The sequence below is a fragment of the Novipirellula methanifontis genome (genome assembly GCF_052161655.1).
Taxonomy (GTDB): Bacteria; Planctomycetota; Planctomycetia; order Pirellulales; family Pirellulaceae; genus Novipirellula.
Genome location: NZ_CP197418.1, coordinates 9435027 through 9457181, shown reverse-complemented (window position 1 = coordinate 9457181; position 22155 = coordinate 9435027). Strand labels below are relative to the sequence as shown.

The 22155-nt window shown below is 54.2% G+C and carries 16 protein-coding genes; 8 read left to right on the top strand and 8 right to left on the bottom strand.

All coding sequences use genetic code 11. The features are described 5' to 3' along the window. Window positions 1–183: 183 nt before the first annotated feature. The 4 genes from SH528x_RS33630 (at window position 184) to SH528x_RS33615 (ending at window position 5571) form a co-directional block, all read left to right on the top strand. Complete coding sequence (locus SH528x_RS33630; protein WP_442507791.1) at window positions 184–1143, top strand: type III secretion system chaperone; 960 nt, start codon at window positions 184–186, stop codon at window positions 1141–1143. Between the two features lie 409 nt (window positions 1144–1552). Then, window positions 1553–2749, top strand: a complete 1197-nt coding sequence (locus tag SH528x_RS33625) for a S1 family peptidase (RefSeq protein ID WP_442507790.1) — start codon at window positions 1553–1555, stop codon at window positions 2747–2749. A gap of 162 nt (window positions 2750–2911) precedes the next feature. Beyond that, window positions 2912–4387, top strand: coding sequence for a transposase (locus SH528x_RS33620; RefSeq protein WP_442506469.1), 1476 nt, complete (start codon window positions 2912–2914; stop codon window positions 4385–4387). Window positions 4388–4638: 251 nt separating this feature from the next. Beyond that, window positions 4639–5571: a hypothetical protein gene (locus tag SH528x_RS33615; RefSeq protein ID WP_442507789.1), complete on the top strand. Its 933-nt coding sequence runs from the start codon at window positions 4639–4641 to the stop codon at window positions 5569–5571. A 372-nt stretch (window positions 5572–5943) separates the two neighbouring features. Here the strand turns inward: SH528x_RS33615 and SH528x_RS33610 are convergent, their stop codons facing one another. The 4 genes from SH528x_RS33610 to flhA form a co-directional block, all read right to left on the bottom strand. Further along, on the bottom strand, window positions 5944–6780 hold the full coding sequence (locus SH528x_RS33610) for a FliA/WhiG family RNA polymerase sigma factor (protein ID WP_442507788.1): 837 nt from the start codon (window positions 6778–6780) through the stop codon (window positions 5944–5946). Between the two features lie 172 nt (window positions 6781–6952). Further along, window positions 6953–7186: a hypothetical protein gene (locus SH528x_RS33605; RefSeq protein WP_442507787.1), complete on the bottom strand. Its 234-nt coding sequence runs from the start codon at window positions 7184–7186 to the stop codon at window positions 6953–6955. A gap of 198 nt (window positions 7187–7384) precedes the next feature. Beyond that, window positions 7385–8494, bottom strand: a complete 1110-nt coding sequence (locus tag SH528x_RS33600) for an AAA family ATPase (protein ID WP_442507786.1) — start codon at window positions 8492–8494, stop codon at window positions 7385–7387. Window positions 8495–8603: 109 nt separating this feature from the next. Then, window positions 8604–10709 (bottom strand): flagellar biosynthesis protein FlhA, encoded by a 2106-nt coding sequence (gene flhA, locus SH528x_RS33595; protein WP_442507785.1) that lies wholly within the window; start codon window positions 10707–10709, stop codon window positions 8604–8606. 881 nt (window positions 10710–11590) lie between these two features. Here flhA and SH528x_RS33590 point away from each other — a divergent pair. From SH528x_RS33590 to SH528x_RS33575, 4 genes are all read left to right on the top strand, one after another. Next, window positions 11591–12691 (top strand): DUF1559 family PulG-like putative transporter, encoded by a 1101-nt coding sequence (locus SH528x_RS33590; protein WP_442507784.1) that lies wholly within the window; start codon window positions 11591–11593, stop codon window positions 12689–12691. A 145-nt stretch (window positions 12692–12836) separates the two neighbouring features. Next, a complete protein-coding gene (locus SH528x_RS33585) occupies window positions 12837–13319 on the top strand; it encodes a carboxypeptidase regulatory-like domain-containing protein (RefSeq protein WP_442507783.1) in 483 nt (160 codons plus the stop codon). Window positions 13320–13875: 556 nt separating this feature from the next. Then, a complete protein-coding gene (locus SH528x_RS33580; RefSeq protein ID WP_442507782.1) occupies window positions 13876–14973 on the top strand; it encodes a DUF1559 family PulG-like putative transporter in 1098 nt (365 codons plus the stop codon). Window positions 14974–15036: 63 nt separating this feature from the next. Next, window positions 15037–15522, top strand: a complete 486-nt coding sequence (locus SH528x_RS33575) for a carboxypeptidase regulatory-like domain-containing protein (RefSeq protein ID WP_442507781.1) — start codon at window positions 15037–15039, stop codon at window positions 15520–15522. Between the two features lie 381 nt (window positions 15523–15903). Here the strand turns inward: SH528x_RS33575 and SH528x_RS33570 are convergent, their stop codons facing one another. The 4 genes from SH528x_RS33570 to serC all read right to left on the bottom strand — a co-directional run bounded on the left by SH528x_RS33570 (window position 15904) and on the right by serC (window position 21931). Next, entirely contained in the window at window positions 15904–16656 is a 753-nt protein-coding gene (locus SH528x_RS33570) for a ThuA domain-containing protein (protein WP_442507780.1), read from the bottom strand. Between the two features lie 130 nt (window positions 16657–16786). Next, window positions 16787–19006, bottom strand: a complete 2220-nt coding sequence (locus SH528x_RS33565) for an amino acid permease (RefSeq protein ID WP_442507779.1) — start codon at window positions 19004–19006, stop codon at window positions 16787–16789. A 122-nt stretch (window positions 19007–19128) separates the two neighbouring features. Continuing rightward, on the bottom strand, window positions 19129–20751 hold the full coding sequence (serA, locus tag SH528x_RS33560) for a phosphoglycerate dehydrogenase (protein ID WP_442507778.1): 1623 nt from the start codon (window positions 20749–20751) through the stop codon (window positions 19129–19131). A gap of 67 nt (window positions 20752–20818) precedes the next feature. Next, window positions 20819–21931, bottom strand: a complete 1113-nt coding sequence (gene serC, locus SH528x_RS33555; protein ID WP_442507777.1) for a 3-phosphoserine/phosphohydroxythreonine transaminase — start codon at window positions 21929–21931, stop codon at window positions 20819–20821. Window positions 21932–22155 lie beyond the last annotated feature (224 nt).

Genomic DNA, 22155 nt, shown 5'->3' with positions numbered 1-22155 from the left:
ACGCGAAAATTCAAAAATGTTTTCGGAGATGTTTTCGCTGGCCGTTTCGACGATCGATTCGACAATTGTTTTGCAGCGAGGTTGGCTGTAACAACGCTCGCGTTTTTACGCTGGGATAAAGAGTCACGCGATTGAAATGAGTCATCGCGACGCCTTACCTCTTATGCACCCCAGGGTATTACGATGCGTTACCTCTTCTCTTTTGCTGTGCTTGCCACTTTGTTTTGTGGCAATCCACAGGTCCACGCGGACGACAGTTTGTTTTCCGAAGTCGCGATGGAGTCCGTCTTTGAGAAACAGGTCGCGACAGTAAAAGACGTCGCCACGATCAGCGACGGAGAAACAATGCAGCGGATTGTCGGCGTTTCTTCGCTGATCCAGGTATTGAAGGCCGCCGGATTTGAACCCAGCGAAGAACAGGGCTCGGCGACGTTCAAACTCAATCACGCCCAGTGGATTTTTCCTGTTTCGATGACGGTGTTCGTCGACGAAGACCGCATCGCTTGCGAAATGTCGCTCGTCAAAATGGAAGAGGATGCGTCATTTGACAAAGAAACACTGCTGAAACTGCTGGTTTCCAACACCGCAACTCAAGGCGGCTATTTCGCGTTTGATCAAGAAAACAAGCGAATCCAGTTGCGAGTCTCGCTCAGCAACCGAGCTGTCACAGCACGTCAATTGAAAGCGGATCTGAGCCAGCTGGCGATTTTGGCGGAGCGAAAGTCCGATATCTGGTCCAAAAGCAATGCTAAGCCCAAGACCGAATCGACCGTGGCTGCTCCCACGAAAACAACAAACACTGCGAAAGCACCAAATGCTGCGACACCAACAAACGCCACGAATTCAGCCCAAACCCGCTTCTCGCTAGCCGGAACATGGTCGGCATCACTGAAGACCGGCGAAGCTTTCGCCCTGCGATTAAACAGCGAAGGCACATTCCAATTGGTCCACATGAAGTCGGGAAAATCGACTTCCTCCAAGGGCAAAGTGACCCGCGCCGACAACAAGCTGACTTTGATCGGAGACGACAAAATCACGCTAAATTGCACGGTCAATCAAACCGTGGCCGACAAATTCCAGCTGGCCGTCAACGACGCCAAGGGCAACGTGGCAATCAAACTCGATTTTACCAAAGCCAAGTAAGCCCGGTGTGTTTTTTCGCTTCCGTCCGGCTCGCCCGGGCAGAGCACTACTGAGTTACCTCGCCCCAGACGAAGGTGACTGCTGAGGTAAAACCCGGCGTTGCGCAAGCGTACTGTCACCTCTCCCAGCTTCGCCGGGAGAGGTGACTCGCTACAGCTACCCTGTCGCGGTGAGAGCGGGCATCATGACAGGCATTTGAAATAGACGAAATCAGCGTTCTCCAGAGTTGGTGGAGAGGTGGCAGAGACGCCAACGCGACCGGGCGGCTTACGCCGCACTGCTCTCAAATTAACTGAATTCAACAAACCGCTCTGTAACACCCTCCCTCGCTCTCCGCTTGGTAAGTAGAGCCAAGCCGATTTTACCCCCGCGACCCTCGCTGTCGCGACAGCAACCTCGAGGTGATTCAATGACCCTTCTTCGACCCCGCGGCGTCTTTTCGCCAATCTGTTACGCCCTATTCGCATTGACGTTTGTCACATCGATGACGCAAACCGCACGAGCCGACGCGGAAAAATACAGCAAAACCCTGCAATCGACCGTCTGGATCATCACCAGCGACGCGGAAAACGAAACCTCCACCGGAACCGGAGTCTTCGTCGATGTGGACAAGCGACTCGTCCTCACCAACGCTCATGTGGTGGGCGACAGCCGCTCGGCAGTGATCTTTTTTGCTGATGTCCGCAACGGGCTGCCCGAGGTCAAACGAAAGCATTACCTCGACAACGTGCTGAAACTCGCTCAGCCTGGCAAAGTCGTCGCGGTCGACCGCAAACGCGATTTGGCCCTGATTCAGCTGCCCAAAGTGCCCGAACGTGCCAAGGTAATCGAGTTGGCCGATACCAGCACCAAGCCCGGATCGGCGGTCGATGTGATCGGAAACCCAGGCGGAAGCGACGTTTTGTGGGTCAACACCTCGGGAACCGTTCGCTCGGTGTACGACAAGAAATTCAAATCCAACCACGGCGAACATGATTTCAAAGTGGTCGAGATCCAAAGCCCGATCAAACCAGGCGACAGCGGCGGACCCGTCGTCGACAACGAAGGCAAATTGGTCGCAATCGCCCAGTCGTTTTCGCCGGAAAGCCCGCTGATTAGCTACTGTGTCGACGCAACCGAAATCAAGGCGTTCATGGACGGATCGTGGAAAGAAGCCCCGTTGCCGACCAAAGAACTGTTGGACACCGCAAATATTGTGCACACCAAACACTCGACCGGTCACTACCAAGTCGAGCAGGAAATTTCGAAGGGCAAGAAACAAGCCGTATTCGTAGCCAAAGAGACCGAGTACTTCAAACGAGCCGATGTGCGAAAGATCTGGTCGCTCGTTTCGGTGTCCAAAGACGCTCCGACCAGCGAGCTGATGATGCGACTGCTTCGTCAAAGCTCGGCGACAAAAATGGGCTCGTGGGCAGTGGAAAAGAACTCGTCCGGTGAACACATGATCATCTTCGTTGCCAAGCTTGATGCGACCGCACCGTCGGAAGCCGTTCAAGGAACGATCGAGTATGTCGCCCGCATTGCCGGGGCGATGCACAAGGAGCTGAATCCAAGCAAAGACGAGAAAACAGCGAAAGAAACGTTGGCATCCTGGCTCGCCAAATAATGCTGCTCAAGCTCGCTACACAGGATCTTAGCCGTTTTGGCCAACGCTGTGAAGCATTTTGAGCACGTAAAAAGCGGGGTTTTCACCAAGCTCCGAATATGAAAAAAGCCAGATTCCCCCCAAACACTAACTGAAACACTTCAGTCAGAAAGGAATCTGGCCATGAGTCGCAAGAAGCAGACAAAACGTAGTAAGCAAAACCAACGTCGCAAACCTAACCGCCAATCTCGTCGCAAGAACAAGACGATCTTCAACGAGGTGTGTCGTTGGATTGTTCCCAAAGGTGAATTGTTTACCAAAGATACATTTCATGGCAATATCAAATGGATGCCCGAAGAATTGGCGATCCAGGCACTCATCTGGTCTTGGCAAAATGAGATAAACGTCACCGATGCCTTCGATCAGACGATGGAAATCTGTGAAGAGCTGGGGCTTCACTGCACCGCCAAAACCTACACGGCCTTCATGAACGCATTGGATCGCTACGAATCGCTGTTCACGACGCGGCTTCGCCAGAGACATCAGTCATTGGCCCAGGAAGTGGGCGGACGTTTTTGGAGGTCCGCTGACTGGGTACTGATCGGCTTCGATGGGTCACGCGTGACGGTCCCGCGAACGGCCGCCAATGAGAAAGCTTTTTGTGCACCCAACTATGGCCGCGGCGTGCGTGCCAAATACGGAAAGAAGAAGTCCAAGGGGATGCGACGGAAGCGGAACCAGAAGAACAAACCTCAGCCACAAGAACCTCAAATCTGGGTCACGATGATGTGGCACATGAGCCTTCGTCTACCGTGGACTTGGCGTTTGGGGCCATCGAACTCAAGCGAACGAGGCCACGTCGTGGAGATGCTTAAGGAAGAGACTTTCCCGGAAAAGACACTGTTTTGTGGTGACGCGGGCTTCGTAGGTTATCCTCTGTGGAGTGCGATCCTGGCTGCCGGTGGTGACTTCCTTGTTCGTGTCGGAGCGAACGTGAAGTTGCTCAGCGAGCAGGCTGATATCAAGCAACTCGGTGGAGGTCGAGTCTTGTGTTGGCCCAAGGGGAGGATGGAATCTGGCGCCCCGCCGCTGAAGCTGCGTCTGGTGAAAGTGAAAGTTGGCAAGACGAAGATGTGGATGCTTACGAGCGTATTGAGCGCTCGTAAGCTGAGGCACAAGCAGCTCATTGGTTACTACAAAATGCGTTGGGGAATCGAAGTCGAATTCCGCGGCTTAAAACAAACCATTGACAAGCACAAACTACGTTGCCGCAACAGCGATCGGGCATTGGCGGAACTGGACTGGTCGATTCGCGCGATGGCGATTGCCGAACTGCTGGCGCTGCGAGAACAGATTCCCGAACAGCAAGACGTTCCCGAGCAAGTCGACTATGATCCGAAAAAACGAAGTTTGGCCAACACGATGCGTTGCTTGCGACGCTGCATGCGTCGCCTCGACAAATATTGCAGTGCGAGTGACAACATGCTGCACAGCCTGTCGCAAGCCCTCGTCCAGACCTATCAAGCGGGCACGGACAAGAAGGAGCGTTACCGTCCAAAGAACCCACACAAGAAACCGTTGGGCGATCCTGAAATAAGAAAACTGAACATGGAAGAACGTAAAAAACTCGCCGAATTCCATCAAAACCAAGCGGCCTAAAATACTTCACAGCGTTGCGTTTTGGCGCTAGCGGGCTGTTGACTTAGTGAGCCGTGACGCGTGAGCGGCCGGGTCTTGCGCATTACCCGGTGCCTTACGGCCCACGGCTCACTTCGAAAAATCGGCAAGAAAACCTGTAACGCTTTTCCAAGACGCTCGCTTGGTTATTTATCAGGCGGATGACAAAAACCCAAGTCATCCGCCTGATTCCCACTCACATTCAGTCCACGTCAGCTCAGGAATTGAAAATCATGAAACGCTCATTCAAAACACTCGCCGTCGCCGTCACCACCATCGCTCTGACCACCGCCAACGGTTCGCTCGTGTCGGCTTGTGGAGGACGATCCGGCGGCGGAGGCGGCTCATACGCTCGTGCCAGCTTCGGAGGCCACTCGAGCTATTCAAGTCACGGCAGCTATGGCGGTCACTACGGCGGCACCAGCACGTATGCATCGTCTTGTCCTACGTCACAATATGCGTCGCCCGTGTACTCGCAACCCGCCCCATTGCACTCGGTTCATTCACAACCCATTCCTTCGCAACAGCAATTCAATCAAACCGTCGCACCATCGAGGGCTCCGTCCAACTTTGGTGCGACCGGGTTGAATCAAAGTCGTCCTCTGCAAACAGCGCCAAACCCGTCGACAACGAACGCTTCGTTCGCCTCGTCGCGAACCCAGCCTACAAGTTCGGCTAACCCGACTCCTTCGGTGACAGCACCAACGCAATCAAGTCAACCACGCAGCCAACAGGCTTCGCCACCCACATCCCAACCGCAATCGGCCGAAGCATCGGCTCTGCAGATGTTGGCTTCGATCAGCAGTCCCGCAGAATCGCAAACAGAAGAATCGTCAGCGGTGGAGGCTCTGTCGCAAGTGCCTGAGTTCACCGCAGCATCCTCCACGACCGCTGGCACCCATGTTGGCAATTGGAAAGTCAATTTGCCAGGCAACCAATCGGTCGAGTTGACTTTGGCTGACGATGGCAACTTCAGTTGGACAGCAACGAAGGATCGCAAGTCGAACTCGTTTAGCGGCCAGTACCGATTAGAAAACGGCCAGCTCACGTTGGTGCGATCCAATGACCTACAACAGATGTCGGGCCAATGGACCGGAAGCGAAGGAAACTTCACCTTCAAGCTTGAAGGAGCAACCAACGGCGGCTTGAATTTCCAACGCAGCTAAGCACGCCTGTACAAATCACCTCTCCCCAACCTCGTTTGAGAGAGGTGACAAAAACAAATCACCTCTCCCGAGCTTTAGCTTGAGAGAGGTCGCACGGGCCCTTTAGGCCTCGTCCGGGTGAGGGCGACCGCGCAACTAAGCTTGCAGTCCGCCTCAACTTGCTCGGACGCCCTCACCCTCGCAATCGCTGAAGGCTCTGCTCGACCTCTCCCTAACTGCGTTTGGGAGAGGTGGCAGAGAGATTCTTCAACCCGCCCTGCCCTGCCCCTCTGGCAATCACATAGGCGCATAAAAAAAGCGGCTCCTTTGAAAGGGAAGCCGCTATAGAGCGTTCGGCGGCCGTGCATGGCCGCCGTGCTACGTCAAATATTCTTAGGCACCGAATTCGATTCGGCGTGGTCCGAGTTGCTGTTGCAATCGGTTCACGATCGAAGTGTGCATCTGACTGACTCGTGACTCCGAAAGATCGAGCGTCGCACCGATCTCTTTCATCGTCAATTCTTCGTAGTAATAAAGAATGATGATCAATCGCTCGTTGCGGTTTAGGCCTTTGGTGACCAAACGCATCAAGTCATTTTTTTGGACACGGATCGTCGGGTCTTCACCCTTCTTGTCTTCAAGCACGTCGATCTCGCGAACGTCCTTGTAGCTATCCGTTTCGTACCACTTCTTGTTCAGCGAGACGACGCCGACCGCATTGGCGTCGGATTGCATCTTTTCCAATTCAGCAACCGGAATCTCCATCTTCTCGGAAAGTTCCAAGTTGGTAGGAGCTCGGCCAAATCGGGTTTCGAGTTCTTTCTTGGCTGCGGCAAGCTTGCTGGCTTTGCTGCGGACCAAACGGGGAACCCAATCCATGGTGCGAAGTTCGTCAAGCATGGCACCACGAATACGTGGCACACAATACGTTTCAAACTTGACGCCGCGTTCCATATCATACGCGTCGATGGCATCCATCAAGCCGAAAATTCCGGCACTGATCAGGTCATCCAGTTCGACTCCGTCGGGAAGCCGTTGCCAAATACGTTCGCCGTTGTAGCGAACCAGTGGCATGTAGCGTTCGACCAACCGATTGCGTAAATCTTCGTAGTCTGCTGCGTCCTTGGTGATTTTCTTGAAGTCTTGCCAGACTTGCAGAATCTCATCGTCGGTTGTGACTGTCGCTGCCATCCAATCCTCCGTGACCAAAAAATGTACTGACGGCTTCATGCCGTCCGCGTCTTGTAACCATGGACTTCGTTGCTACCGCAAACGGCAGCCATCCAAGTCAATCGTTACTCATATAAATCCATGACGGCTCGGTGCACGTTTGCATCCATGCATTCGTAAACCAAACCCGCCGTGGCGCCCAACCGAAGTATCTATGTCTGAACATCCGTGTTCAAGATTCTTCGGCGGAGTTGTCTTCTGAGAGTCCTGCGTCAATGATTCCTTGGCGATACCAATCGACTCGGTGTCGAAAATTGGCTTCCACTGAATCACGAACGACATACTCGGTAATCCACCCTGCTCCCCATCCGATCCCACTAAAAACCACCAGTGCCATAATCGCCTCGCTGGCGACGTGATCGGCAAACTCGCCGAATAGTGCACCTCGTATGACAACCAAAGCCATTGCAAGTGCACCAAGGCATAATGCGAAGCTTCGTGTCACGGGTCTTAGTGTCCTTTGGAGAACCAGGTTTCGTGTGTTGTAATGGGAGCAACCAGATAATTTAAAAATTGGCTCAAGCCACTTTTGAAACGTCCAGTGTGCTACACCCTCTGTATCGGCACTGACCCAGGACAAACCTGAGTCTACTTTTTAAAAAAACTAAGCTGCGTCTAAATGTTGGCTCTGTAATGTTGTTGGCAGCAATCGCGACAACAATGTCTCGGCGCTTGCTACTTGGATGTCGTCGGGGACCTGTTGTCCGTTGGTCAGGTAGCTAAGGGGGATCCCTGGCAACGAATCGGATGCGGAGAGCGCCGACAATACACCTGCGGTGTTCGTCGCTTCGTCAAGCTTCGTTAGAATCGCTGCAGTCGGTCGCGCCGGGGCAAAGCCTCGAAGCACCGAACGGACCGTCGACACCGAACTTGTGGCCGCCATCACCAAATGCGTTTCATCAGGCTGAGCCATTCGCAGAAGTTCGACGAGCTGGTCAATCCTCGCGTCACTCGACGGGCTGCGACCCGCGGTGTCGATTAATACCAAGTCGACATCACCGAGACGTTCAATCGCGGGCTGCATCTCGGCGGGCTTCTCGACCACCTCCATCGGCAAGTCCATGATTTCGGCGTAAGCCTCTAGCTGCTGGACCGCGGCGATCCGGAATGTATCGATGGTGACCAAACCGATTCGCCGCCGCTCTTGGATACGGAATCCTGCGGCCAACTTGGCGATCGTGGTCGTTTTGCCCACGCCGGTCGGACCGACCAACGCGACAATATGTTTTGAACCAGGTTGGGTGCGGATTGGTCCGCCCAGTCGCAATTCGCGAGCGATCGATCGCTTTAGATGTTCCAACCATGGTTGGCCGTGAGATTCACCCAGTCCCGCAGCGAAGCTTTCCGTTGCTCGCAACCAACGGTCAGCGGTGATCGCCGCCACGCCGGAATCGAGCAGTTGTTCACGGTATGCTTGCAAAGGGCCTGCCATCATGGACGCCGAGTGCATAAAAATGCTTTGCCGCGGTGACGAGGATTCGTCCCCATCTTCCGCGTTTTCGTCGAGATCATCCGTTTCAAGCGACGGGGATCCATTCGCATCGATTGCATCACGCAATCCTGCGGTCACTTCGACATAAGTGCGGCCCAGCCATCCCATCCATCCATCGCGGAGTTGGCGAGTATGCAGCACCGAAGCATCGGGGCCCATCTGCTGGCGAATTTCTTCAAGGGCATCTTGAAGACTGGCGGCTCGGAAGGTGCGAATATGCATAGTGCGAATCACATCGCGTGGTATTTCGTGGGATCTGAAATGGGTCGACAGTGACCGTTTTCAATTGACTTGGTGAGTTCGTTCGTTTCGGGGCGTTGGCTCAATCGGTTTAGGTGTCACTCACAACTCCATGGGATTCGATCTTCGTATCCTGAGTCACTTCGTTGTACGACAGGATTCTTAAACGTGGCATCGACGGCGATGTGATTTGGCGAAGCCCCGGACGAATGCGAGGACTGACCAATAAAATCGGCGGATAGCCAGCGGTTATCAATTTCTTAACGGCTTCTTGGATTCTTTCGCAAGTGAGGTCTACCGCTTGAGGACTCATTCTCACAAAAAGTCCTCGTTCGGAATGTTCGATCCCCGCCGCAATGCGGTCTTCCATCGCAGGATCAAGCGCCAATACATGTAATTGATTGTGCTCGTCGCGGTACCGCGTGCTGATCGTGCGTGCCAATCGATGACGGACGTATTCACATAACAACACGGGATCTTTGGTGCGAGATGCAAAATCGCCAAGCGTTTCCAGAATGATGCTCAATTGACGAATCGGAACGTCTTCACGCAGCAACAAGTGCAGCACTTGCTGGACTTCGCTGATCTTCATCGCACCAGGGATCAATTCGTCGACCACCGCTGGTGCAACTTCTTTTAATTCATCGATCAGATGCTTTGTGGCGTCACGCGACAGCAATTCGTCGGCATGACGGCGGGCGACCTCTTGCAAGTGAGTTGCTAGCACTGCACCTGGTTCTACGGTCGTGTAACCATAAATCGCTGCCTGTTCGCGACGCATCGGATCGATCCAAACCGCAGGTTCGCCAAACGTCGGGTCACGTGTCGGTTCACCTTCGATCGTGCCCGTGGTTTGACCGCTGTCGATCGCCAGTAGTTTATCGGGGCGGACGGTCGCACGGGCGATCGTGTTGCCAGCAATGCGGATCTCGTATTCGCTTTGCTCTAAACTCATCTCGTCGCGCACACGCACTTTCGGCAGCACGATGCCGATGTCCGAGGCAATCGAGTTGCGAACGCCCGTGATTCGCTGCATCAAGTCGCCGCCGCGTCCCGGGTCGGCCAAGCTGAGCAAGCCAAGCCCGATCGTCATTTCCATCGGGTCGATCGTTAAAAAATCCTCGACTCGTTTTTCGGGAGGAGCCGCAGCAGCCGCTTTCTCGGCGTTGTCACGAACTTGTTTCTCATCAATCTCGCGATTGCTGTTGCGATTCATCACAATCGCTAACCCGATACAGCCAGCACCAAGCGTTGCCATCGGGATCGTGGGCAAACTGGTGACAATCAACAGCAGCAAAAAGCTGCCGGCCACCGTCAATGCCTTGGCGTTGCCAAAGAGTTGTTGCAGGAATTGAACCGGCAAGTTGACTTTCTGCGTGCTCCGTGTGACCAGCAAACCAGCGGCAAGCGAAATCAAAAGTGCGGGGACTTGGCTGACCAACCCGTCACCGATCGTCAATTTGGTAAACAACGCGCCCGCTTCGCTGATCGTCATGCCAGCGTGCATCACCCCGATATACAGTCCGCCAATCACATTGACGACCGTAATCACAATGCCAGCAATCGCGTCACCACGCACGAACTTACTCGCACCATCCATCGCCCCATAGAAATCCGCTTGCGAGCTCACTTCTTCACGACGCCGCTGGGCTTCTTTTTCATCGATCAAGCCCGCGTTTAAGTCGGCATCAATCGCCATTTGGCGGCCAGGCATCCCATCCAAGGCGAAACGGGCCGCAACTTCACTAATACGGGTTGAGCCTTTGGTGATCACAATGAACTGAATCAATACGATGATCAAAAAGATAATGATGCCGACTTCGATGCGATCCCCAGCGACAAATTCGCCAAAGTTTTGGATCACACCCCCTGCCGCTTCCATCTTTAGCGTGTCCGCCCCGGTCAAAATCAGCCGCGTCGTCGCGACGTTTAACACCAAACGTGCAAGCGTGGTGGCCAACAGCAATGAGGGGAAAATACTGAATTCAAGTGGCGTTGCGACGTAAATCGTCGTCAGCAAAATGATTACGCCAACAGTAATATTTAGTGCTAGCAAGAGATCCATCAGGATCGCTGGCAGCGGGACGAGGATCACGACCAAGCAGCCGATGATGCCGACTGGCAACACTAAATCGCGATAACGAAGTAGAACTGACAGCACGAACGAACCCTTGTCAAAAGAAAGGAAGCGACCCATTCGCTTCTCTTTAGCGAAAGTACAAAAAAAGTGACAATCAGGTCCAGAGAAGAACGGAGCATTGCGGAGACGTTGTTTTTATTTCGTTGTGGAAGTCATCCGAATGTTAAGCAGGTCAATAGGAGTCCAGTGCCCGTCGCTCGGTCTAATCTTGCAAAGCCCCCTGCCCTACCTCGCTTTAATCCTACACATCTTTTTTTAACCCCATCCCGATAGGGATTTCAGCAATTAGCCGGTGGTTTGAGCGTAGCGAACACCACCGGAAAGCCTAAACCAACCTCGGAATTGACCCTGAAAGGGTCACAGACAACCGGGCTGCGACCCCTCCAGGGTCGAAATCGATTTTGCACTCTCGATTCCGTAGGTGGCGATTCGCTTACCTACGGCTAATGTCTTTAATCCCTATCGGGAAAGAATCGGAAAACATTCGTTGTGAAATGTGTCGGATAAAGAGTGCCCTGCCCCGCGGCGGCCGCGACCTTCCCACTCTGTGTGTTCTGCCTGTGAACCCAGTAATCGGGCTCTGGCGATTAGGTGTCAGCTTGGCCCCATTTGAAGGCGGCGGTTTGTCGCATTGTCTGGCGGGTGATTCAGCTTGCGGATCGAGGTGATATCGACGATCCAAATTCACCAAAAAAATTGGGGAATTTCATGGCGTGTTTAATTACTGCAACCACGGACTTAAGGGACAGAACGCTACCCACCTGATTTTGCCTTTCCCGCAAACCCTTTGCAACGGCGAATAGAAGTCCCTTGGTCTATAGATTCAAAATGTTGAAAATTTTGACGCCCATTCGGATCCGTGTACATTGCTGAGCAATCTTGCTGGTTGAAAGGCGGTTCATCAGCGTTTGTGGTCAATTTCTATAAAGATGGAATCGATGAAACGTAACACGAAGCCGAAGTTCCAAGCATTTACCCTCGTCGAACTTTTAGTGGTGATCGCCATTATTGGTGTGCTGGTGGGTCTTCTACTCCCCGCTGTTCAAGCGGCTCGCGAAGCTGCACGTCGGATGCAGTGTTCCAACCACATGAAGCAACTTGGTCTGGCGCTACAGAATTACCATTCCACCTACGATCGGTTTCCCGCCGGTGCGGTTGACTTTCACGGCTATTCGTACGGAGCCAGTCGTTCGGTCAGTGCTTCCATGTTTATCATGCCTTTCATGGAAATGGATTCGCTTTACGAAGCATTCGTGGAAGACGCGAAGGTTGCCGTTCCCGAGTCCGGTGTTTGGGAGAGCCCCGCGATGCAAGCGGCGGGACCTCAGTCATCATTCCTTTGTCCGTCAGCTGTCAGCGCTGATGGCACCGAAGTGAACGGAGTGTCGAAGTGCCACTACGTGTTCAGCACCGGCGATGCGATGTGGCACAATGCCCGTAACGATTCGCAGGAATCGAGCTCGAATGCTCGCATCGACTCACGCAGCATGTTCATTCCACAGATCGACGGCGAGCGAAATTCGAAACGACGTTTTCGAGATTTGCTCGATGGCACCAGCAACACGATTGCTATGAGTGAAGTTGCCGGAACGCCGCGCGACGTGGCCTTCGTCAAAGGCGACGTGGCTAGTTTCAATGGAATGTATGACGGCACCACTGCGGTGCCTGGACCGTGTCTGACCGCTCCGTTGGACGCGAATAATCCTCGTCTGTATCAAACCGGCGCTGATTGCTGGCGTGGATTGATCCTTGGCGATGGACGAACGATCAACAACCGCTTCACCACCACCTTGCCACCGAACTCTTACTCGTGTGCCTATGGCGGTGGCAACGATAGCTGGGGTACCTACTCGCCCTCGAGTGAACACCAAGGTGGTGTGCAGACGTTGATGTTCGACGGTGCCGTTCGCTTCATCACCGATTCGATTGATTCTGGAAACCTTAATGCCCGTCAAGTCACAAGCGGCAGAAGTCCGTATGGCGTTTGGGGAGCAATGGGAAGTCCCTCAGGAAGTGAAACGGAAACGTATTCAAACTAATTCGGTTGCCTGACATCTCATTCCGCATCAAGGCAACTGGACGCATTTGCCTTGGTCGCGGTAGAGGGAGTGTTCATTTGCTAAACTAGATCTACGTTTCGACTTTTCCATAAGTGTCTTTTCTTTGTGAAGGAATCTGAGGGTCATGCTTGTCAATCGAACCGCTGCAGTGGCAGCCTTGTTGTTTGTGGTTGCGTGTGGATGTTCCGGAGAATCGGCTCCCGATGGTCTCCCGGATTTGTACCCCACAACGTTGACTATCCATCAGTCCGGTTCGCCCTTAGTGGGGGCGAGTGTGCAGTTGGTTTCTACGGATCCAGTGCTCGGCAAATGGGTCTCCGGTGGTAGTACCAATGACAAGGGCGAAGTCGTGGTGATGACGCATGGTAATTTTGAAGGTGCGCCGGCGGGCAAGTTCAAAGTTACCGTCAACAAGACACTGACCGATGGGCAAGTCGCAGGCAACGATCCCGGAGTTTCAAGTCCTGTGAAGATGTACGATTTGGTCGATGCGAAATATCGTAACCTCACCACTACTCCGATCGAAGTTGAGATTGCAGCCGGTGAAAATAAGTTGGACGTGATCGACGTCGGCGCGGCAGTGAAAGATGCTGCCGCTGAGTTGTAGATCAGGCAAGGTCAAATCGTGTGTAAGAAAGTCTATGGATTTGGATTTGTGAGCCGTCTTGCGGATGCGGTTTCTTGATCTGTCTGGCGGGATGACATTTTCGTCACTCTATTTGCTTAGCAGTCGAATTATTCGTTGTAGACGTTCTTGATCAGGCTGGAAAAGGGACGCAGGTGTAATGTGTAACTTCGGGCGGATTGCGTTTGTCACCGCCAGTTAACGTTGTTCGGATGAAGTTTTTTCCAATTCGCTGGGCCGTATTTGACATGCGTTGTGTATAGAGTATCGGTTCCTGTTAACTAAGTATCACTTCGGCTTCGTGATTCCGTTTTTTTGCGAATTGCAGCACACAAGTGATTGCGATCCTGCTACTTTTGCATCTTCACGCAAATATTTGCCCGCCAAAAGTGACGATGTTCGACATGTGTTTGATGTTGATTAATCTTTCATGTTGGACTTCGGCTTGGCGGTAAGTGTTTGTGTTTTTTTGAAAGTGGTTTTGCATGAGCTAAATCATCAACCCATGTTTTTTTGATTCTCATATGAGGGTAGACAGATGAATCGTGATGTGAAGCGGAAGAATGTCGGTTTTACTTTGGTGGAATTGTTAGTGGTTATCGCGATTATCGGCGTATTGGTCGGGCTTCTGTTGCCCGCAGTTCAAGCCGCACGCGAAGCAGCTCGGCGGATGCAGTGTTCCAATAACATGAAACAACTGGGGTTGGCAATTCAAAATTACCACTCTTCGAACACCCAATTTCCTGCCGGTGCAGTTGATTTCCATGGATACACACGTGCCAGTCGGACGGTCAGTGCGGCGATGTTCCTGATGCCTTACATGGAAATGGATGCGCTTTACGAAGCGTTTGTCGAAGACGCCAAGGTAGCGACGCCGGGGTCGGGGCCTTGGCAAAGTGTGGCGTTACAAGAGGCTGGTCCACAGGCGGCGTTTCTCTGTCCCTCGGCACAAAACGCCGATGGAACTGCAATCAATGGCGTCTCGAAGTGCCATTACGTGTTTAGTACCGGCGACGCAATGTGGCACAACGCGCGCAATGACTCGCAAGAAGGAAGTACATATGCTCGGATTGATTCGCGAGCACCGTTTATCCCTCGGCTCAATGGCGAGAGAAATTCGATTCGTCGTTTTCGCGATTTGCTTGACGGTACCAGCAACACGATTGCTATGAGCGAGGTTGCCGCAACACCACGAGATCAAGCGTTTGTCAAAGGCGATGTTGCACGATTCAATGGAATGTATGACGGGACTTCGGCGCTTCCCGGGCCTTGTTTGACCGCACCACTGGATCCGAACAATCCTCGCCAATATCAAACCGGTGCCGACTGCTGGCGTGGTTTGATCTTGGGTGATGGGCGAACGGTCAACAATCGCTTCACGACAACCTTGCCCCCGAACTCCTATTCCTGTGCTTACGGTGGTACCAACGATAGTTGGGGAACCTATTCGCCATCGAGCGATCACCAAGGCGGTGTGCAGACATTGATGTTTGATGGTTCCGTTCGCTTTATCACGGACTCGATAGATTCGGGCAACCTCAACGCTCGCCAGGTCACCAGTGGGGAAAGTCCCTATGGCGTTTGGGGTGCGATGGGATCACCGGCAGGTAAAGAAACTGCTGTGTTTACAAACTAGTTCAGTCAAATTTGTTCAGCATTTCCTGCTGCAGATTTCATCCATTTTGCCTTTGAGGATTTTATGTTTTTGAATCTATGTCGGTTTACGTTCTTGGGAACCGCGTTGTCGGTTTTGGTTGGTTGTGCGGGCGAAGAGACCCCTGAAGGGCTTCCCGTCCTTCATCCGGCGACCGTCACCGTTCATCAGGGTGGTGCACCATTGGTCGGTGCGAGCGTGCAGTTGGTCGCAGCGGATCCGGCGCTCAGTAAATGGGTTTCCGGAGGCAGCACCAATGAGAATGGTGAAGCTGTGGTGATGACGCACGGCAAGTACCCTGGCGTTCCCGCGGGCAAGTTCAAAGTGACGGTGAACAAAACCCAAACCGAAGGGGATGCCAGTGGCAATGATCCCGGCGTTTCGAACGAAGTAAAAATGTTCGATTTGGTCAGTGCCAAATACCGGGCCGTGACCACCACGCCGATCGAAGTCGAGATCTCTGCAGGTGATAACAAGCTTGACGTGATCGAGGTAGGCAGCGCGGTCAAAGACGCGGCTGCACAGTTGTAGATCATTGACGGCGTCCACTGCCAAAATGCATCGGCATCAAAATCAACAGGGCAGAGAGACAATCACGGATTGTCCCCTGCCCTGTTTTCGTTTACGCGTCGCAGTGGGATCAGCTAGTAATTGCCAGTGCCATCTACTTTGGTAGCGGCACAGCGCGAGCCGTCTGGTTGCGGTGAGTACGACGTTCGAATTAAACCGGGCCGCTTGCGGGCTGTCGTTTTAATCGAAAAGTCAATCCCAGTGGTGAGCCGTGGGCCGTAAGGCACCGGGTAATGAGTGGCACCCGGCCGCTCATGCGTCACGGCTCACTAAACCGGCAGCCCGCTTGCGCCACGCCGCCATAAAAACAACCCACTTGGTGTCGAATGCTGAGTACCAAGTCTATTTCTCAAGTGACCATTTGATTGCGTTTACAAGCAACGCGGGAAGCACGTCGCCGGTAAAGTCGTCGCGTTGGCCCAGCGAGGTGTAAAACGATTTGCCACCGTCGGCTCGCGTGAAGGTCCATGCAACCGGCTCGCTCCCCTGCCCTTCCACTTTGCCGTCCATCAACGCGACGGCGCCCTCGGCGAGTGGAGCGACTTTGTAAAGCGATCCGCCAGCGATAAACGGTTGGGTGCCGATGCCATCGAGAAGTGATTTGGGGATCGCATCGTCGCTGCGAAAAGTGACCTTTGCCTTGAGGTCATTTCCATAGTGGTTGGTGTAACTGCCGCCAAAGACTTCGGCGTCCCAGTTGAGCCATTGGTCATGCCCGGCAGGCGATTCTTCGTTCCGCAGCAAGAACGCGTGATTCGCGGTGCGGATGCCAATCACTGGCTTGCCGCTGGCGACATAGTTGCGGATTAGATCCAGCTGAGATTTGGGCAGAGCCCGGCGGCGAACACTGATCAATAGCACATCGGCGTCCCTGACCGCCTCGATTCCCGCCAGTGTATTTTTGTCGTCCTCGGTGGCGTACACAAACGTCGTGCGGAAACCATCCTTTAGGTGTTGTTCCGCAAACTTCGGTAGCGTCTGGTCCGTGTCGTATTCTCGTTCGGCGATCAGCATCACGACGTGAGGTTGTTCGGCCAACACGGGGGTGGCGACACAACAAGGAAGCAGCAACAAAAGCAGTGTGCGAAAACTCATCGGGGGAATCCTAGTTCCAGGGGCGGGAAAGCTTTCTAGCATAACTGCTGTGCAAAGCCTCGGAAACAATGGCTCCCATTGTCGTTGATCGCTCTGCGATCACACGTCAAGATCGCGGAGCGATCAACGACTATCCACGGCTGCTGATCAGGATAATTGGGCAATCGGTTCGGTTGGCCAGTTCACAAATGAAACTGCCAAATAGTTTTTCCCGTCGGCCTACTCGCTGCACGCCCAGGATCAAGACGTCGGCATCGTTGGCTTGTTCCGCAATGGTTTCCAGCGGTTTGTTGCTCATCACCACCTTGGCGTTGGATTGCGAGCAAAGATCATGAGCCAAGTGACGCAGGTCTCGATTGGCGCGTCGGATTGAATCGTCTTCAGTGTCGGTAGGCATCACACGTAGAAAGGTGATGTCGCGTGGAGCGGATCGCTTCATGCTGCCCAATAACATCGCCAGCAAATGTTCGTGGCCTCCGCGACCCGCAATTGGCACAAGCACTCGGCGTGCATCTTTGAAGTGCCAGTTCTCGCGTGATCTTAGAATGACGACGTTCGCATCCAATTGCCCCAACAGCGATTCGAGATGAGCGGCTTGGCCATCTTCACTGATCTTGCTCAACCCCAGCAGTACCGAATCACAGCGATGTAGCCTCGCCACGCGATCGATCTCTGCCATCGGTTCGGCGGCGATCGTGGTCAGTGCTTCGACGCGAATACCCGATTCGTTCGAGGCTCGCAGCAATTCGTGCATCACTTCTTGCGACCGCTGGATCGGCGAGTGGTCCGTGCTCGAGTCCCAATCGGCGGGCGGCACGACGATGGTTTGCGTCAACACGCGGCCGATCTCGGCGGGCACCAACGCATCGGCTAGCGAGATCATTGCTTCGGCGTTGTTCGGGTTCGCGATCGGGACGAGAACTAGCGGCGTCCGGCCGCGAAGGGTGGAAAGTTCAGGGTCAATCGCGATGCTAGAGACATCCATCACGCGGGCGCGCTGTGCGAACAATCCTAGGAACAGGACTCCGCCAATCGCGAGCCAGCTGACCGTGATCAGACCAGCCGCGGGAACCACGATTCCCTGAAACACTGCCAGCCCCATGCAAGCGAAACCGCCGACGACCGGGATCATGGGAAACCAGAGGGTGCGAAACGGTGGCGGATGGCGTCGACTTCGCCGCCGGATTAGAAACGTCAACAGATGCGAAATGGCAAAAGTGATCAGAAAGATCAAGCTCGATGCAGCACCGGCGGCCCCCACATCCGGAAGCACCAAAGCGATGACCGAGACGAGCGCCGCGGTGACCACAATGGCCATGACCGGGGTGCCGCGATTTGCACTGATGACGCTCATGATCGGTGGCAACGCACGATCGGATGCCATCGCTTGAGCGATACGTGATGCCGCGAACAGATTCGCTTGTAGCGCCGAAAACATCGATAGCACCGCTGCCACAATCACGCACCAGTAGCCGGTCGGACCGAGGTAGGCTTCTGCGGCGTTCGCGACGATGCCTTCGGGATTCGCGCTGGCAAGTTCGCTGATCGTTTGGCCTGGTGGCGTTCCTGCGGTGGTGATCACAAACAGCAGCGGTAAATAAATCGCTAACGCAATCAACAGTGACAACACCATCGCTCGCGGGATCGTCTTTGCCGGTTGGCGGACTTCGCCACCCACGGCCGCGATCAAATCAAATCCTTGCAGTGCAATGAAGGTGTAGCCCATCGCCTGCACGAGTCCAACAAAGCCTGCGGTGAAAAACGGGGTCAGGGACGTCGTCGTTTGGATCGTGCCCTGACGCGCCACCACAACGAGGCCCGAGAGGATTAACATCGCGAACACCGCCACTTTGGCAATATTGACCCAATTGCCTCCGCCCGAGGATTTCCGCGTCAAACTGAATGCCAATAATAGAGTGGTCGCAATAGCCGCAGCAGTTTTAAACCACCCGGCGTGCAGCCAACCCGGAGCGCTGACGCCGTTGTACGCTTGCCAAAGATCGCTGACCATGATGATGGCAAAGTGGGCGAAGCCGATCGCATACAGCACCGAGGCCACGATCGAAGCAAACCATACGACCCAGCCGACGGCAAAGGCGGCTTCGACGGACAACGCCTTTTTGGCAAACGTGTAGGTGCCGCCGGACTCGGGGAATTTCGAGGCCATTTCCGCAAGACTGAGTGCGGTCAGCAGTGCAATCACACCGTTCAGAGCAAACGCCAGCATCGCAGCGGGGCCCGTCGTTGCAAACGCAGTCCCCGCGAGTGCCAAGATGCCTCCGCCCACGATCGCGCCAACCCCGATTCCGGTGGCGCCGACGAGCCCGATGTGGCGTGAGTGCGAAGTCATCAAGTTTCCATGGTTTGCAGTCGTAGGCAAACCGCTTGCATGCCCACGCGTTTTGCGATTGCATTACGCGTGGGGGAAAGGCCTGTCGTTACATCGACAAGACGTGGTTTAGGCAACTAGGTTTACGACAACCAGCTTGGCAGTTCGCCTGCTTTGGGCAGGTCGATGATCTTGACTTGCGTGACCGCGTCGATGCCTTCGACTTCGGCCAATGCATCCGCAGGAACGTCGCCATCGATATTCAGAACGCCGATCGCTGAACCGCCTGGAGCGTCGCCTCCGCGGCCCACCGCCATCTGAGCGATATTGATTCCGTGAGTTCCGAACACGGTGCCAACGCGACCAATGATTCCCGGAACGTCTTTGTGAGCAAAAATCAGCAATTTGCCATCGAGGAACGATTCCAAACGATACTCGTCCAGCATGATCAAACGCGGCATGTTTTGGCCAAGCACGGCTCCGCCGACGATGATACTACGTCCGCCGCCTGAAACTTTAACGGTGATACTCGATGAGAACGCACCTTTGTCGCGATGCTTTTCTTCGGAGAGTTCAATTCCTCGTTCGCGAAGCAACATTTCGGAATTGACGATGTTGGCGTCATCGACAATTCTCTCGAGTAGGCCAGCACAAAATGCGTTGTTGACCACACGAGTGTCTTTGCCGGCAACTTCGCCACGATAGTTGATCGCAACGTGATCGATTCCACCGCCGTGCCATTGGCACGCCAGCAGACCAAGCCGATGAGCAACGTTCAAGAAACCACGCAGCTCTTCGAGCGTCTTCGGATCAAGCGACGCAACGTTGACGCTGTGTCGGATTTCGCCGGTTTGCAGGTAATTGATCAGCAAGTGGATGCCTTCGACGGCGACTTGGGTTTGAGCCTCTTCGGTGCTCGCCCCGAGGTGCGGTGTGCAGACAACGTTGGGCATGCCGAACAGCGGGCTGTCGGTGCACGGTTCGTTCTCGAACACGTCCAATGCTACGCCGCCCAAGCGACCGCTCTTGAGTCCTTCGACCAAGGCGTCGATGTCGTAGATGCCGCCACGAGCCGCGTTGATCACTCGCAAGCCTGGTTTGACTTTGTCGAGCTGAGCGTGGCTGATCAGGCCCTTGGTTTCAGGGGTCAGCGGAGTGTGTACGGTCAGGTAGTCGATCTGCGGCAGCATCTCGTCGACCGTAGCAACGCGTTTGACGCCGATCGCCGAAGCTTGTTCGTCGGTCAAGAACGGATCAAACGCGATGACTTTCATATCGAACGCGATGGCTCGCGAGGCGACTTCGCGTCCGATGCGGCCCATGCCCACGATCCCCAGCGTTTTGCCGGCAACCTGGGTGCCCATGTACTTCTTGCGGTCCCAGCGTCCTTCGACGAGACCCTGGTTGGCCGCAGGAATGTTGCGGCTCAGTGCCAGCAGCAATGCAAAGGCGTGTTCTGCGGTGCTGACGGTGTTGCCGGCCGGAGTGTTCATCACAACGATGCCGCGGCGCGTCGCCGCAGGCTTGTCGATATTGTCCGTTCCCACACCGGCTCGTACCAACGCACGCATCCGGGTGTTGCCCTCGAGCGATTCGGGAGTGATCTTAACTCCGCTGCGAAGAATCGCTCCGTCAAACTCGTTTAATGCTGTTCGTAAATCTTCACCCGAAAGCCCGGTACGGACTTCATATTCGACGTTCGGGGAAGCGTCGAGAATGTCGAGGCCTTCTTGAGCAATGTTGTCGAGGACGAGAATGCGATGCATAGCAGGAGTTGTTGGGAGAAAGGGAGCGAAAAAGTGGGGAACGTTGGGAGCGGTTCTGGTTGCGAGACTAGCCGTTCTTTTTGGCGAAGTCGACCATGAATTTGGCCAGTGTTTCGGCGCCTTCGAGGGGCATTGCGTTGTAAACACTCGCTCGAATACCACCGACGCTGCGGTGACCCTTCAAGCTGGCTAAGTCATGGGTTTGAGCTTCGCTGACGAATTTTTTCAGCAGTTCATCGCTTGGCAAATTGAAAGTGACGTTCATCTTCGATCGACAGCAATCGACCGCGTGACCTTGGTAGAATTCGCTGTGCGAATCGACCACATCGTAGAGCAGTTGCGATTTTTGCTCATTCAGTTTTGCCATCGCATCGAGGCCACCGATGTCGTTGGTCAACCAGCGTGCGACCTTGCCCAATGCGTAAATGGCAAACGTAGGTGGAGTGTTCCATTCGGAATCGGCTTCGGCGTGGTTCTTGTAGTTCAAGTAACCCGGCAGTTCGGTTTGGGCGCTGTCGACCAAATCACGACGGATAATGGCGACCGTCACTCCCGCAGGGCCGGCGTTCTTTTGAGCACAGGCGTATAGCATGCCGTACTTGTTGATGTCCAAAGGACGCGACAGGAAATCGCTCGACGCGTCACAGATCAACGGCACGCCGGCGGGGCACTCAGGTTCGGCTTGGAATTGAACGCCTTGGATGGTTTCGTTGCTGCAGTAGTACAAATACGCAGCATCATCGCGGACTTTGTAATCGGCGGCTTTGGGGACATGGTTGTAATTCGATTCTTTGGCATCGTAGATGACTTCGACGTTGCCTTCCTTTTTGGCTTCGCCGACCGCTTTTTTGCCCCAGGCACCGGTGACGAGGTATTGAGCGGTTTTTTCGGTGCCACGGATCAGATTGGCGGGAATCATCGAAAATTGAAGAGCCGCCCCCCCTTGTAGGAACAGCACCGCGTAATCGTCGCTGATGTTCAGTAGCGACCGGATGCTGTTCTCAGCATCGTGCAAAATATCGATAAACGCTTGGTCTCGGTGGCTCATTTCCATCAACGAGCAACCTGCGCCGGGTAGGCACAGCATTTCCTCTTGCAATTGCTGGAGTACCGAAAGGGGCATCGCAGCAGGTCCAGCGGAAAAGTTGAAGACGCGCTGAGCAGTCGCGGTAGCACTCATCGTTAGCGAATTTCCATCACGTGGTTTGTTTGGCTCTGAGGAAATGAAATCTCAGCCAAACGGGATATAGGGAGCGTAGAAGCGAATTCTATGCTTAGCGGATTAAGTACGGAAGGTTGCCTAAGAGGATTCATCTGGCACGCTTTGCCGCATCTGTGGGGGGAATGGTTGCGAGGGGTAGTCGTGAGGATGCTCTCGGTTGGCAAATTTGCAGCGTGTATTGC

Excerpts from the sequence above, each read along its gene's own strand:
- SH528x_RS33630 (WP_442507791.1), top strand. The coding sequence starts at position 184 with ATGCGTTACCTCTTCTCTTTTGCTGTGCTTGCCACTTTGTTTTGTGGC.
- SH528x_RS33625 (WP_442507790.1), top strand. The coding sequence starts at position 1,553 with ATGACCCTTCTTCGACCCCGCGGCGTCTTTTCGCCAATCTGTTACGCC.
- SH528x_RS33590 (WP_442507784.1), top strand. The coding sequence starts at position 11,591 with ATGAAACGTAACACGAAGCCGAAGTTCCAAGCATTTACCCTCGTCGAA.
- SH528x_RS33615 (WP_442507789.1), top strand. The coding sequence starts at position 4,639 with ATGAAACGCTCATTCAAAACACTCGCCGTCGCCGTCACCACCATCGCT.
- SH528x_RS33585 (WP_442507783.1), top strand. The coding sequence starts at position 12,837 with ATGCTTGTCAATCGAACCGCTGCAGTGGCAGCCTTGTTGTTTGTGGTT.
- flhA (WP_442507785.1), bottom strand. The coding sequence starts at position 10,709 with ATGGGTCGCTTCCTTTCTTTTGACAAGGGTTCGTTCGTGCTGTCAGTT.
- SH528x_RS33565 (WP_442507779.1), bottom strand. The coding sequence starts at position 19,006 with ATGACTTCGCACTCACGCCACATCGGGCTCGTCGGCGCCACCGGAATC.
- serA (WP_442507778.1), bottom strand. The coding sequence starts at position 20,751 with ATGCATCGCATTCTCGTCCTCGACAACATTGCTCAAGAAGGCCTCGAC.
- SH528x_RS33610 (WP_442507788.1), bottom strand. The coding sequence starts at position 6,780 with ATGAAGCCGTCAGTACATTTTTTGGTCACGGAGGATTGGATGGCAGCG.
- SH528x_RS33620 (WP_442506469.1), top strand. The coding sequence starts at position 2,912 with ATGAGTCGCAAGAAGCAGACAAAACGTAGTAAGCAAAACCAACGTCGC.
- serC (WP_442507777.1), bottom strand. The coding sequence starts at position 21,931 with ATGAGTGCTACCGCGACTGCTCAGCGCGTCTTCAACTTTTCCGCTGGA.
- SH528x_RS33575 (WP_442507781.1), top strand. The coding sequence starts at position 15,037 with ATGTTTTTGAATCTATGTCGGTTTACGTTCTTGGGAACCGCGTTGTCG.
- SH528x_RS33605 (WP_442507787.1), bottom strand. The coding sequence starts at position 7,186 with ATGGCTTTGGTTGTCATACGAGGTGCACTATTCGGCGAGTTTGCCGAT.
- SH528x_RS33570 (WP_442507780.1), bottom strand. The coding sequence starts at position 16,656 with ATGAGTTTTCGCACACTGCTTTTGTTGCTGCTTCCTTGTTGTGTCGCC.
- SH528x_RS33600 (WP_442507786.1), bottom strand. The coding sequence starts at position 8,494 with ATGCATATTCGCACCTTCCGAGCCGCCAGTCTTCAAGATGCCCTTGAA.
- SH528x_RS33580 (WP_442507782.1), top strand. The coding sequence starts at position 13,876 with ATGAATCGTGATGTGAAGCGGAAGAATGTCGGTTTTACTTTGGTGGAA.